The sequence below is a fragment of the Mesorhizobium sp. M0894 genome (assembly GCF_040319725.1).
Classification (GTDB): domain Bacteria; phylum Pseudomonadota; class Alphaproteobacteria; order Rhizobiales; family Rhizobiaceae; genus Mesorhizobium.
Genome location: NZ_JAMYOG010000004.1, coordinates 419,313 through 432,373, shown reverse-complemented (window position 1 = coordinate 432,373; position 13,061 = coordinate 419,313). Strand labels below are relative to the sequence as shown.

Here is a 13,061-nt window from a genome sequence, read left to right as displayed (position 1 = left end):
GCCGATTCAATTCTTGACTCGAATGGTCATGTTATCTAGCAGTGCAATACCGGAGTAAATGAGTCAACATTTAAGACGCCGGACGCGATGAAAAATGCCAGCGAGCCCCAAGCCAGCCAGCATCGAACATGGATTCTTGGAGTTGCAGCATGGGGTTGGCGAATTGGGGACGGCCGGTGGGCAGCGGCCTGGCACACTGTTCTATGACAAGCAAAATGGCCGCGTTGCTGGCCGGCGCGGCGGCGATCCCGCTGCTCGCCGCACCGGCCGGCGCCCAGCCGGCTGCCCAACCGGCAGCCGACCAGCAGCAGACTGACCCGTCTCAACCGCCAGAACAGGCAAAGCCCGCCCCGGCGGGTGCCACGCTGCTCGACAAGATCCTGATCCTCAGCCGCACCGGCGAGACGGCGATCGAGTCGCTTGCTTCAGCCAGCCATGTCGACGAGGAGCAGCTAGAGCGCCGCATGGCGACGACGCCCAACGACATGCTGTTCGGTGTGCCGGGTGTCGCCGTCCAGGCCGACGCAAGGCGTGTCAGCTCCAGCATCAACATCCGCGGCCTGCAGGACTTCGGCCGCGTCTCCGTCATCGTCGACGGTGCCCGCCAGAATTTCCAGCGCTCGGATCACGGCACGCAATCGACCTTCTACATCGATCCCGAATTGATCAAATCCGTCGACGTGATCCGCGGTCCGGTCGCCAATACCTACGGCTCCGGGGCGATCGGCGGCGTCGTCTTTTTCGATACCAAGGATGCTCAGGATTTCCTCAAGCCCGACGAGACCTGGGCGGCATCCGCGACCGGGCGTTACGAAACCAACGGTGAAGGCTGGACCACCAGCGCCACCGGCGCCTACCGGATAAACGAGAACTGGGACGTGCTCGGCAACATCGTCTACCGCGACTATGACGACTACAAGCATGGCGGCGGCGACACTGTAGCGGGCACTGGCTTCGACGTCTTGAGCGGCCTCCTCAAGACGACCATCCGCCCCAGCGAAAACAGCGAGCTGAAGCTCGGTTGGATCGGCTCGAACGACGGATGGACCGAGACCAGCGGCAGCGCGCCGGTGAACGACGCCGACCTGAAGGCGAATACCTTCACGGCCCGCTACAACATCACCGACGAAGACACGAGCTGGCTCGATCTCCACATCAACGCCTCTTACAACAAGACCAAGCTCGATCTGACGACCCTTGTGGCGCAAAACCGGTTTGATCCGGTCACCGGTCTGCCCGTGGTTTTGCCGGCGGGTTCGAAATCGATGTTCGACATCGGCACCTCCGGCATCGACATCTGGAACACGTCGAGATTCGAGACCGTTGGGATCGCGCATGAGCTGACCTATGGCGGCGACTGGGTTGGCGACGATGTCGAGACAGGCGGCACGGCGGGCGGCGACAGTTTCTACACGCCCTCGGGCGATAGAAACGTCTCCGGCGCATACGTCCAGGACAAGCTCACCTGGGACTGGCTCGAGGTCATCGCCGGGCTGCGTTACGACAGCTACAAGCTAGACAGCGATGTCGGCGAAACCTCTGGCGACCGGCTGTCGCCACGCATCACAGTGGGCATTTCGCCCTTCGCAAGCGCCAGCCTTTCCGGCCTGCAATTCTACGGCACTTACGCAGAAGGCTACCGTTCCCCTTCGCTATCGGAGACCCTGATCAGCGGCAATCATCCGGCAGGCGTCAGCTTCCCGTTCCTCCCCAATCCCAATCTCAAGCCCGAAACCGGCAAGACCGTGGAGTTTGGCGTCAACTACAGCACCAACGGCGTCATCGAGGCCGACGACGCGCTGCGGCTGAAGGCGGCCTATTTCAACAACAATGTCGACGATTACATCGACGGCGTGACGCTATCGGCGTTCGACCCGACCAGCGGCTGCCCGTTCGGTCCGGGCATCCCGATCTGCTTCCAGTATCAGAATTTCGCCAAGGCCAAGATCCACGGCTTCGAGATGGAGGGCGTCTATGACGCAGCCTGGGGCTTTGCCGGGCTTTCGGCGTCGTTCACCGATGGCCACACGATTTCCTATGAAGGCGATCGGGCGGACCTTGTCACCGTCCCCTCCTCCCAGGTCACCGGGCAACTCGGCTTTCGCTTCCTCGAGGACAGGCTGACTGTCGGCGGCGAGGTGCAATACAACGGCAAGCCGCAGGGCAACGCGGTGGCCAAGGACTATACGCTGGTCAATGCCTTCGCCAGCTACCAGGCGACCGACAATTTCAAGGTCGATTTCCGCGCCGACAATCTGTTCGACGTCAAATACGCCAACCCACTGAACGCGTCGACCACGAGTATCGTCTACGAGCCCGGCGTCACCCTGAAGCTGGCGGCGACCATGCGGTTTGGAGGCTGACGATGAGGCAAGGCGTGACAGCATCCCTTCGTCTGTTGGCCGCGGCGGTGGCTATGTCGCTTGCGGCGGCTCCGGCATGGACACAGCAGCAAGCGCCGGCGCTGATCCTCGAGCTGAACGGCGCGCAGCCATCCGACAAGGGCTGCCGCCTAACCTTCGTGGTCACCAACAATCTCGGCGCCGGTCTTTCCAAGGCGGCGTTCGAGATCGCGTTGTTCAACGAGGCCGGCGTCGTCGACCGGCTGACCGTGCTCGATTTCAAGGAGCTGCCTGCAGGCAAGACCAAGGTGACGCGTTTCGACCTTGCCGGCACCGATTGCGGCAAGGTCAGCCGCGTGTTGATCAACAGCGCCACGGAATGCGCCGGCGCCGAGCCGAATGCCTGCATGCGCGGGCTGAAGACGCAGACCAGGACCGGCATCGCCTTCGGGGTCTGAATTTGGGACTGGAACCGGCATTCGCGCGAAACACCCTGGCGTGGCCATTGGCCGGTTTCCTGCCGCCGGAACCGGACGATCCCGATTTCGCCATCCCTCGCGGGGTGCTGCATGTTTCGCCGCGCGACAGACCGGAAGACAGTTGCATCGCCGATGCCGACGGCGAATTGACTGCGGTGCCGGCGGAGCCATTGCGGCAGGCACGACAGATGCAGCGGCGCCACAACTGGACGGTGGCGATCGCCTGCTCTTGCGCATTTCACGCAGCGGTGGCGCTGGCCTTTCTCACCCTGCCGGACGACAGGCCAAGCATCGAAGGTGCCGACCAGCAAGGCGAAATGCTGCTCGGCGCCGATCCGCAGCAGGCGGCCGGCGATGTCGGAGACGACCCGGAAGTGACCAACGTAACGATGGTGACCATGCTCGACGCCAAGCCCGTCGAAACGGTCGAGGCGCAGGCAACCGCGGCAGAGGAGGCGCTCCAGCCGGTCACCGATGTGGCGGAAGCATCGGAAAAAGATGTGGTCGAGCCGGTTAGCGAGGCCGTCACGGAAACTGCTCCTCTTGCCGATCGCCCCGAGCCCGCGCCTGCCCAGCCTGTCGAGCCGGCGCGCCCGGATCCATCGCCCGACATTCTCGCGACCGACAGGCTGGTGCCCACTGACGACAATGCCGTGCCGCCGCCAGTCAGCACGGTCGAAAGGGCCGATCCTGCCGAGACGAGTGCTCCGGCACCAGCCGACCCGGCGCCGGCCGAACCGGTTCAGACGGTCGAGACCGTCGTCGCGGCGGAAGAACCGAAGCCGGAAAGGCCGAAGCCCAAGCAGCCGAAGAAGGCAACCGCAAAGAACAAGCCGGCCAGGAAAGCTGAACCAAACGAGCCTGAAAAGCCGGTCTCGCGCAAGAAGGCGGGCAAGGCACTTGCCAAAGCCGATTCCAAGAAGAAAAAGACCGGCTCCGGCGGCCGTGACGAAATGGATGTCGCGCGCGGCACGGCCGACGGCAAGAAGGACGGCAAGATCCTGACTGCCAGCAGGGGCGGCAAGTCCGGCATCGGCAATGCAGCCGTCACAAACTACCCCGGCAAGATCCGATCAAAGCTGGTGCGGGCCTTCAATTCGACACGCACGCGCGCCACGGGCACAGCCACGGTTGCCTTTACCGTCGGTTCGAACGGCAGCGTCCGGTCGGCCAGGCTGACGGGCAGTTCAGGCGTTGCCGCGCTGGACAAGGCCGCTCTCGACGCGGTCCGCCGGGCTTCTCCGTTTCCCCCGATTCCAGACGGAGCCGGTCGCTCGGCCTGGCAGTTCGAGGTGCCGCTCGGTATCAGGTAGCGACCGTCCCCACGCAGAGTCGGCGCCGCCCTGCCCGCGATGAGCGAGCCCTGGCGAAACCCTATGCCGCGGCCAGCAGGCTGGCATTGCCGCCCGCCGCCGTGGTGTCGACGCAGACGGCGCGCTCGTGCGCATAGGCGGCCGGATAATACACTTCGCTGACCAGCGGTACGATCGGGCCGGCGCGGTCGGCGATGACCTTGCGCACGATGCGCGCGGCCTCGGGCGTACCGGAAAAGGCGACGACATCGACCCGCAGCGAGCGCGCTTCGACCGGGTCCGGACGGCCGTCGATCGCCGCCAGCGGCAGGCCCTTGCCGGTCAGCGCCGACAGTGCCGCAGGCGCGCCAGGTGCGACGGCGAGCACGGCATTGCCGGCGGCCAGCGCCTGGATCGTCTGCGCAAGCAGGGTATCCGCGTCGGGACCGAGGCACAGCACGCGCCCGCGCGGCGACAGCGACAGCGTGTTGGCCTCGCCGGTCGGCCCGGGCAGGTCGACCTGGCCGAAATCGATGCCGGCGGCGGCACCGATGGCCGCGGCACCCTTGCCGCGCAGATGTTTCCTCAGGATGGCGACGCGATCCGGCCGCGTCGACCAGCCGCCAAAGGCCGGGTCCGGCAGATTGTCGGCGAGCTCGGTCGCCGTCACCTTGCGGCCTTCGGCAAGATGGGTGCCGGCCTCCGGCCCCTTGCGGAAGCGCCGGAGATAATGTGGCCCGCCCGCCTTCGGTCCGGTGCCGGAAAGCCCCTCGCCGCCGAAGGGCTGCGCCCCGACGACGGCGCCGATCTGGTTGCGGTTGACGTAGATGTTGCCAGCATGGATGCCGTCGACGAAATGCTGCGCGCGGCCTTCGATGCGGGTGTGCAGGCCGAAGGTCAGGCCGTAGCCCTTGCGGTTGATCGCGGCGATCACCGCATCGATCTCGTCGGCATCGAAGGTGGCGACGTGCAGCACCGGGCCGAACACCTCGCGTTCCAACTCCTCGATGCTCTTGACCCGAAAGACGTGCGGCGCGACGAAGCGGCCGTCCTTCGGCGCTTCGAGCTTGGCGATCAGCCGGCCCTGCAGGCCCATTTTCGTGCAATAGTCGCGGATCGACGCTTGTGCCTCGTCGTCGATGACCGGGCCGACATCGGTCGAGATCCGCCAGGGGTCGCCGAGGCTGAGCGCTTCCATAGCGCCTTTCAGCATCTCCAGCATCTTCTTCTCGACGTCCTTCTGCACGTAGAGAATGCGCAGTGCCGAGCAGCGCTGGCCGGCACTCTGGAAGGCGGAGGCCAGGATATCGCGCACCGCCTGTTCAGGCAGCGCCGTGGAATCGACGATCATGGCGTTCAGGCCGCCGGTTTCGGCGATCAGCATGGCGTCGGGCGCGGCGGTCTCGGCTAGCTGCTTTTCGATCAGTTTGGCGACATCGGTCGAGCCGGTGAAGCAGACGCCGGCAATGCGCGGATCGGCGGTCAGCGGGCCGCCGACCGAGGGACCGTCGCCGGGCAGAAGCTGGATGACGTCTTCCGGTACGCCGGCCTCGCGCAGCAGTTGGACAGCGCGGAAAGCGATCAGCGGCGTCTGCTCGGCCGGCTTGGCGATCACGGAATTGCCGGTGACGAGTGCCGCCGCGATCTGCCCGGTGAAGATGGCGAGCGGAAAATTCCACGGCGAGATGCAGGCGATGGCGCCGCGCGCCTCGGTGCCCGCCTCGGCATTGGCGGCCTCGGCCGCATAGTAGCGCAGGAAATCGACCGCCTCGCGCACCTCGGCAACGCCGTCGGCCAGCGACTTGCCGGCCTCGCGGGCGGCGAGCGCAAAGAACTCGACGGCGTTCGCCTCATAGAGATCGGCCGCCCGGTTGAGGATGGCGGCGCGCTCGGCGACGGGGTGTCTTGCCCATGCCGGTTGTGCCTCGACGGCGATGCGCACGGCGGTCTCGACCTGCTTGGCGCCGGCCTCGCTGACCGTGCCGACCACTTCCGAAGGTTTTGCCGGATTGACCACCGGACGCTGCTTGCCGTAGCCGGCGGCGCGGCTGACCGGCTTGGCGTGCCAGCGCTCCGGCCCGGCGAACTCGGCCCTGGCCTTGTCGATCGCCGCCAGCATCAGCGTGTCAGTGATATCGAAACCCTTGGAGTTGCGCCGGCCGGGGCCAAAGATCGCCGACGGCGGCACGATCGCCGGATTGGCGGCGGGGCCTTGTTTCTCCACTGTTTCGAGCGGGTCGCGGGCAATGTCCTCGGGCTCGACCTCCTCGTCGGTGAGCTGGTGGACAAAGGAGGAATTGGCGCCGTTCTCCAGCAGCCGGCGGACCAGGTAGGCGAGCAGGTCGGAATGCGCGCCGACCGGCGCATAGATGCGGCAGCGCGTGCCTTCGGCCCGCCGCACCGTCTCATGCAGCGCTTCGCCCATGCCGTGCAGGCGCTGGAACTCGAATCTATCGCGCTCCGTCGTCATCGACAGGATGGCGGCGACGGTGTGGGCATTGTGAGTGGCGAATTGCGGATAGATACGGTCGGTCATCGACAACAGCTTCTTCGCGCAGGCCAGGTAGGAGACGTCGGTGTTGGCCTTGCGGGTAAAGACCGGATAGCCGTCGAGCCCGAGCGTCTGCGCCCGCTTGATCTCGGTGTCCCAATAGGCGCCCTTGACCAGCCGCACCATGATGCTGCGGTCGTATTTCCTGGCCAGAGCGTAGAGCCAGTCGATGACGAAGGCGGCGCGCGGTCCATAGGCCTGGACGACGACGCCAAAACCGTTCCAGCCGGCAAGCTCCGGCTCGGCCAGCACCCGCTCGATGACGTCGAGCGACAAATCGAGGCGGTCGGCTTCCTCGGCGTCGATGTTGAGCCCCATGCGCGAATGGCGCGCCGCCAGCGCCAGCGACAACAGCCGCTCGGCCATCACGGGCAGCATCTTTTCTTTCTGGGTCACTTCATAGCGCGGATGCAGCGCCGACAGCTTGACCGAAATACCGTGGTTCTGGCGGATGTCGGGGCCGTTGGCGCCGGCATCGAGCGAAGAGATGGCGTCGGCATAGGCCTTGAGATAGCGCAGCGCGTCGGCCTCGGTGCGGGCCGCTTCGCCCAGCATGTCGAAGGAATAGAGATAGCCCTTCTGCGTCATCGGCCGGCCGCGCCTGACGGCCTCGGCGATGGTGCGGCCGAGCACGAACTGCTCGCCCATCTCGCGCATCGCGGCGGCGACTGCCTTGCGGATGACCGGCTCGCCCAGCCGGCGCACCATGGCGCGTAGCGTGCCTTCGATGCCGCCCTCGCCTTCGTCGAGCACGCGGCCGGTCAGCATCAGCGCCCAGGTCGATGCATTGATGAAGATCGAGCTCGAACCGCCCGAATGCGCCGACCAGTCGTGCGGCGCAATCTTGTCGGCGATGAGGTCGTCCATCGTCTCGGTGTCGGGCACCCGCAGCAGCGCTTCGGCCAGGCACATCAGCGCCACGCCCTCCTTGGTCGAGAGGCCGTAGGCGGACAGGAACACTTCCATCAGCCGCGGATCGGACGAGCCGCGCACCGCCCGCACCAGATCGGCGGCACGGGCCGAAATCGCCTTGCGATCGTGCACGGACAGCCCGGCCGCCTCGGCCAGCCGCTTCACCGCCTGGTCTTCGTCGGGCAAATAATTGGCACGGATTTGCTGGCGGATGGTGTCGAGCGCTGGCATGGCGGTCCTGTAGAGCGAGCATAAGGGAGCGGGCCGGCGGTCACCGGACCGAATGGCGCAAGCTAACATAAGTAGGGATTTCGTCCGGTCCAAAGAAATCGACAGGGCAGGTCGATTGATCTATCATTATGGCCAATCACCTCCAATTCGACCAGGAATCCGATGGCAGAAGACCAATTGGACCGCATCGACAGAAACATCCTGTCGGCCCTGGGCAGCAACGGCCGGCTTTCCATGTCGGAACTGGCGGCAAAAGTCGGCCTGTCGAAGACGCCGGTGCAGGCGCGGGTGAAGCGGCTGGAGAAGGACGGCTTTATCAGGGGCTACCAGGCGATCGTCGACCGCGAGCGCATGGGCGAAGGCCATGTCGCCTTCGTCCAGGTGAAACTGTCCGACACCCGCTCGGCCGCGCTCGACGCCTTCAACCGCGCCGTGCAGACGGTGCCGGAGATCGAGCAGTGCCACATGATGGCATCGAGCTTCGACTATCTGCTGAAGGTCCGCACCACCGACATCGCCGCCTACCGCCGCGTGCTCGGCGAGCGCATCTCGGCCTTGCCGCACGTCGCCCAGACCTCGACCTTCGTGGCGATGGAGACGGTGAAGGATCGGTAGGCGCTCACTGATATCTCGTCAGCTCATCCGGCTCGTTCAAGACGCTCCTGAAATTGCTCCTCGATCGCCCTCAGGAAATGGTCGGACGTCGATGTCCATCCAAAGAGTATCTGCACGAGCGTAATCGAGGCGTCATGATTGCTCCGTGGGGCCTCCAACGCGATCGGTTCGCTCGTGCAATCCGTCAGCAGGATACAGTGATAGTCCCTGAAGAAGGCATCCCGAATTGTCGACTCCACACACACGCTGGTCGTGCACCCAGTCACGATGAGCTGTTTGATGCCTGCGGCCTTCAGGACCGCGTCGAGTTCGGTCTCGTAGAAGCCGCTGAACCGGGTTTTGTAGAGGACGACATCTCCTGCCTCCGGCCTTAGGTCTTTGACGATATCTGTTCCCCAGGTGTCGCGGATCAGAATCCGGCTCTCGCTGCCATCCGGCGCTGTCATGTTCTCACTGACCCCAAAGATTTGGAGATGTCGGAGACGATTGGGGGCATCCGATGTCCCGAGATCCGAAAGGTCGGAATGATACCCCATCTTCAGATAGATGACGGGCAGTCTCAACTTGCGAGCGGCCGCTATAACACTTGCGGTAGGGCGGACAGCCCGCTGAATCCCGGAAATGTCGATTCCGGCTCTGTCGAACATCCCGCCTTTCGAGCCGAAGTCATTCTGCATGTCCACGACGAGAACTGCGGCCTTGGCGGGGTCAATTGAAACAGGTTGAGGCTTGGCGTCGATTTCAAGTGGCTGCATTCTATCCTCCCACAGCCTGAAGTACCGCACCTTGCGCCTGGGATCATGATCACCGTCGCCGCATCGTGTCAACAATCGTCTACATCGTTGCTTTGGCGGCCTATGAACAGCAGTTCAACTGCTCCTGCCGCACACTAATCCAAACCTCACTCCGCCAGCGTCTTCAAAAACGCCACCAGAGCCGCGCGTTCGCGGTCCGAAAGCTGCAGCGGGTGGATCTCGGATACGCCTTCGACGCTGGCCGGCGCCTTGGAATAATGCGCCACCACTTCGTCCAGCGAGGAAAACTGCCCGGCATGCATGTAGGGCGGCCGGGTGGCGGCACCGCGCAGCGACGGCGTCTTATACCCACGAATGAGTTCCGGCCCGGCCTTGACCATGAAGCGCAACTCGCGGCAGGCGCTGGCATCACCGTCGCGAAAGGTGCCGAAACAGTTGAACGGATCGGCCTCGACCTGCGCCACCGCGTCGACGCGGCCGCGATCCGGCGGCAGGCCCGCGACAGGCGGCACGCCGGTGTTGTGAAAACTGCCGTCGGTAAAACGCGGGCCGTTGTGGCAGGTCACGCAATTGGCCTTGCCGATGAACAGCTTCAGGCCGAGGATTTCCTCCGGCGAAAAGACGGCGTCGCCTTGCGGCTCGGCGCCCACCGCAAGATCGGTGGCAAAACGGTCGAAGCGCGTCTGCGGCGGCGCGATCGAGCGCTCGAAGGCGGCAATCGCCTTGCCGATATTGGCAAAGACGCGATCAACCTCCTCGGCCCGGCTGGCGGGCATGGCGTTCCAGGCCGCCCTCTCTGCATCGGTTCCGAGCGGGCTGGCATTGGCCGGCACGCCCGAAAGGTCCGGCAGCGGCCCGAAGATGCGCTCGTAGCGCTCGCCGAAACGGGCCTTGATGTAATGCGCGAAGGCGGCGCGGTTGCCGGCCTGCTCCAGCGGATTTTCGAGCGGCGTCAGTGCTTGCGCCCACAGGCTGTCGCGCCGCCCGTCCCAGAAGAACCAGGGATCATGCGCGACGCCGGCCAGCGGCATGGTACGCCGGTTGGTGCGGCCGACGCCGACCGCTTGCGGCAGGTCGTCCTGGAACTGGCGGTCGATCTTGTGGCAGATCGAGCAGGATACGGTGCCGCCGCCGCTCATCCCGGTGTCGAAGAACAGCGTCGAACCGAGTGCCGCGGCGGCCGGCACCTCGGCAAAGCGATTGGTCGTGTCGGGCTTCAGCGGAGGCAGCTTGGACAGCGCCAATGAGGCGACGGTTTGCTTCTCGGCGTCGGAAAACTCCGGCCTGCCGCAGCCGGCGAGCACGGCCACCATCACCAACGCGAGAAGACTGGAAAACCGGCTCATCTATGGCTCACAGCACCACGTTGAAGACGACAGTGTCCGAACCGGCCGCGGCGGAAATGGCAAAATGCAACTGCCACCACCCGCTCATCGTGAATTTCACGCCGTCGATGCGATAGCGTCCCTCGCCGAGGTAATCGGTCGCCTGCGGGCTGGTCGGCAGACCGTGCTTGTGCTGCGGCATGCCGCCGGAAATCGTTATCGCAGCACCTTCCACCGGCGCACCCTCGACGGTTTTCAATGTGAGCAGCCAGGACTCCAGTTCGCCCTGCCGGATGACGCCTTTCTCGGGCTCGAAAGTCGCCACGAACAGCTTGTTCGCCGTCGTCCTTGAACGGCCGACGTCCGAGCTTGGTTGCGGCGCATGCGGCGCCGTCAGATAGACGACGGCCAGCACACCGGCGAGCAAGGCAGCCAGGCCGAAGCCTCCAAGAAGATAACGCCATAACGATGCCAAACCCATTCCTGTTCTGCGGATAACGATTCGCTGGGCAGATCGCGTCCCACGCCCCTGTGGGAAATCGCGCCCAGCGCAAGAATCCGCCGTCGCCAAGCATGGCGCTGCCGGCCGCAAAAAGCTACAGCACCGCAATTGCACGGATGGAGGAGTACTTCATGGCAGGAAACGGCGTCGCCTCGATCGGCGAGTGCATGCTCGAGCTTTCGGGCCAGGCCGGGCCGAACTGGCGCATGGGCTTTGCCGGCGACACGTTCAACACTTTATGGGCGCTGCATGCCTTGAGCGGCGAGCGGCCGGCGACCTATGTCTCGGCCTTCGGCGACGACCCGTTCTCGGGCGACCAGATCAAATTCCTCGCCGAAAACGGCATCGGCGTCGGCGCCAGCCCGGTGATAGCGGGCGCCCGCCCCGGCCTCTATGCGATCACGCTGACCGGCGCCGAACGTTCGTTCACCTATTGGCGGGCCGATGCGGCCGCGAGGCAGTTGGCTTCGGATCCAGCCGCTTTACAGAAAAGCCTTGAAAACCAGGCGCTGGTCTATTTTTCCGGAATCACTTTGGCAATCCTCGACGAGGGTGCGCGCAAGGTACTGCTGACGGCCGTGGCCAAGGCGCGCGCGGCCGGCTCGCTGATCGCCTTCGATCCCAATTACCGGCCGCGGCTGTGGCGCCAAAGCGAGGAAGCGCAGGCCGCGATCCTCGAGGCGCTCGCCGTCGCCGACATCGCGCTACCCACCTTTCCCGACGAACAGATGCTGTTTGGTGATACGACACCGCAGGAAACAGCCGAACGGCTGCGAAAGCTGGTCGGCGAGGTCGTCGTGAAGAACGGCGAGGAACCGGCGCTGATCGCGCAAAACGGAACCTTGCAAACCGTGCCGGCGGTACACGTCGCCACCCCGGTCGACACCACCGGCGCCGGCGACTCCTTCAATGGCGCCTATCTCGCCGCCCGCCTTGCCGGCCATGCGCCGACTGAGGCGGTGCAGCGCGCCCATCGCGTCGCCGCCGCCGTCGTACAGGTGCGCGGCGCCCTGGCGCCGTTCGAGACGCTCAGGGCTGCGTTCGAGGCAACTGCTATCTGACCTTGATGACGACCTTGCCCTTGGCGCGTCCTGTTTCGACATAGGCCAGAGCCTCATTGGTCGCTTCGAATGGAAAGACCCGATCCAGAACCGGGCGGATCGCGCCGGATTCGATTAGAGCGGCGATTTTGCTCAGCTGATCGCCCTGCGCCCACATGAAAAGGAACGAAAACTGCACGGCACGGCGCTTGGCTTTGGCCCGAATTCCGCGGCTCAGGAGGCGCAGCACCAGCCTCAGCATCAAATTCAGTCCCTTTTCCCTGGCAAACTCGGGATCCGGTGGACCCGAGATGGAGATGAGCTTCCCACCCGGTTTCAGCACGCTCAGGGATTTTTCGAGCGTCTTGGCATCCTGGCTGTTCAAGACGACATCGTAGCCCGACAGAACTTTCTCGAAGTCTTCTTGCCTGTAGTCGACGACGACATCGGCGCCGAGACTTTTCACCAGATCGGCACTCGCTGCGCTCGCTGTTGTCGCAACGGTCGCGCCGAGGTGCTTGGCCAACTGAATGGCGAATGTTCCCACGCCCCCGGAACCAGCCTGAACGAAGACCTTCTGTCCCTTCTTCAGGTTTGCCCTTTCTATGAGCGTCTGCCAGGCGGTGAGACCGACCAGGGGAATCGAGGCCGCCTCTTCCATGCTGAGATTCTCGGGCTTCAAGGCCACGTCGGCTTCATTCACGGCAATGAATTCGGCGAATGTCCCAATCCGGCCATCGCGCGGCCGCGCATAGACATCGTCGCCGGCTTTGAACTTGCGGACTTTCGATCCCACGCGAATAACCGTCCCGGCCACGTCGTGGCCCAGGATGAAGGGCTGGCGATAGGGCAGGATGAGCTTGAATTCTCCGGTTCTGACCTTGGAATCGAGCAGGTTCACCCCTGCGGCATGGACCTCGACCAGGACATCGCTGTCCTGGAGCTGCGGCTCCGGCATTTCGGCCAGCCGCAGAAGGCCCTTTTTATTATATTTATCGACAACGAATGCCTTCATGG

The 13,061-nt window shown here is 64.5% G+C and carries 10 protein-coding genes; 5 read left to right on the top strand and 5 right to left on the bottom strand.

All coding sequences use genetic code 11. The features are described from left to right. The first annotated feature begins 149 nt into the window (after positions 1 to 149). Genes NKH91_RS11225 through NKH91_RS11215 form a run of 3 tightly spaced genes read left to right on the top strand, consistent with a single transcriptional unit; the run spans position 150 to position 4,134 of the window. Complete coding sequence (locus tag NKH91_RS11225; protein WP_502898981.1) at positions 150 to 2,363, top strand: TonB-dependent hemoglobin/transferrin/lactoferrin family receptor; 2,214 nt, start codon at positions 150 to 152, stop codon at positions 2,361 to 2,363. A 2-nt stretch (positions 2,364 to 2,365) separates the two neighbouring features. Continuing rightward, positions 2,366 to 2,800 (top strand): hypothetical protein, encoded by a 435-nt coding sequence (locus NKH91_RS11220; protein WP_031194295.1) that lies wholly within the window; start codon positions 2,366 to 2,368, stop codon positions 2,798 to 2,800. A 47-nt stretch (positions 2,801 to 2,847) separates the two neighbouring features. After that, positions 2,848 to 4,134, top strand: coding sequence for an energy transducer TonB family protein (locus tag NKH91_RS11215; RefSeq protein WP_352844307.1), 1,287 nt, complete (start codon positions 2,848 to 2,850; stop codon positions 4,132 to 4,134). Between the two features lie 61 nt (positions 4,135 to 4,195). On the opposite strand, the gene putA is transcribed toward NKH91_RS11215, so the two are convergent. Beyond that, positions 4,196 to 7,807: a bifunctional proline dehydrogenase/L-glutamate gamma-semialdehyde dehydrogenase PutA gene (putA, locus tag NKH91_RS11210; RefSeq protein WP_352885433.1), complete on the bottom strand. Its 3,612-nt coding sequence runs from the start codon at positions 7,805 to 7,807 to the stop codon at positions 4,196 to 4,198. A 162-nt stretch (positions 7,808 to 7,969) separates the two neighbouring features. Between putA and NKH91_RS11205 the strand changes: the two genes are divergently transcribed. After that, positions 7,970 to 8,422: an Lrp/AsnC family transcriptional regulator gene (locus NKH91_RS11205; protein ID WP_023720000.1), complete on the top strand. Its 453-nt coding sequence runs from the start codon at positions 7,970 to 7,972 to the stop codon at positions 8,420 to 8,422. A gap of 23 nt (positions 8,423 to 8,445) precedes the next feature. Here NKH91_RS11205 and NKH91_RS11200 read toward each other — a convergent pair whose 3' ends face one another. The 3 genes from NKH91_RS11200 to NKH91_RS11190 all read right to left on the bottom strand — a co-directional run bounded on the left by NKH91_RS11200 (position 8,446) and on the right by NKH91_RS11190 (position 10,977). Further along, positions 8,446 to 9,177: a cysteine hydrolase family protein gene (locus NKH91_RS11200; RefSeq protein WP_352844311.1), complete on the bottom strand. Its 732-nt coding sequence runs from the start codon at positions 9,175 to 9,177 to the stop codon at positions 8,446 to 8,448. A 146-nt stretch (positions 9,178 to 9,323) separates the two neighbouring features. Continuing rightward, positions 9,324 to 10,523, bottom strand: a complete 1,200-nt coding sequence (locus NKH91_RS11195; RefSeq protein ID WP_352885434.1) for a cytochrome-c peroxidase — start codon at positions 10,521 to 10,523, stop codon at positions 9,324 to 9,326. 7 nt (positions 10,524 to 10,530) lie between these two features. Then, positions 10,531 to 10,977 carry a FixH family protein gene (locus NKH91_RS11190; RefSeq protein ID WP_023719997.1) on the bottom strand — a complete coding sequence of 149 codons (447 nt, stop codon included), beginning with the start codon at positions 10,975 to 10,977 and terminating at the stop codon, positions 10,531 to 10,533. 158 nt (positions 10,978 to 11,135) lie between these two features. On the opposite strand from NKH91_RS11190, the gene NKH91_RS11185 reads away from it, so the two are divergent. Then, positions 11,136 to 12,065 (top strand): sugar kinase, encoded by a 930-nt coding sequence (locus NKH91_RS11185; RefSeq protein WP_023719996.1) that lies wholly within the window; start codon positions 11,136 to 11,138, stop codon positions 12,063 to 12,065. Here NKH91_RS11185 and NKH91_RS11180 read toward each other — a convergent pair. After that, a complete protein-coding gene (locus NKH91_RS11180; RefSeq protein ID WP_352844315.1) occupies positions 12,058 to 13,059 on the bottom strand; it encodes an NADP-dependent oxidoreductase in 1,002 nt (333 codons plus the stop codon). The genes NKH91_RS11185 and NKH91_RS11180 overlap by 8 nt on opposite strands. Positions 13,060 to 13,061: the final 2 nt, after the last annotated feature.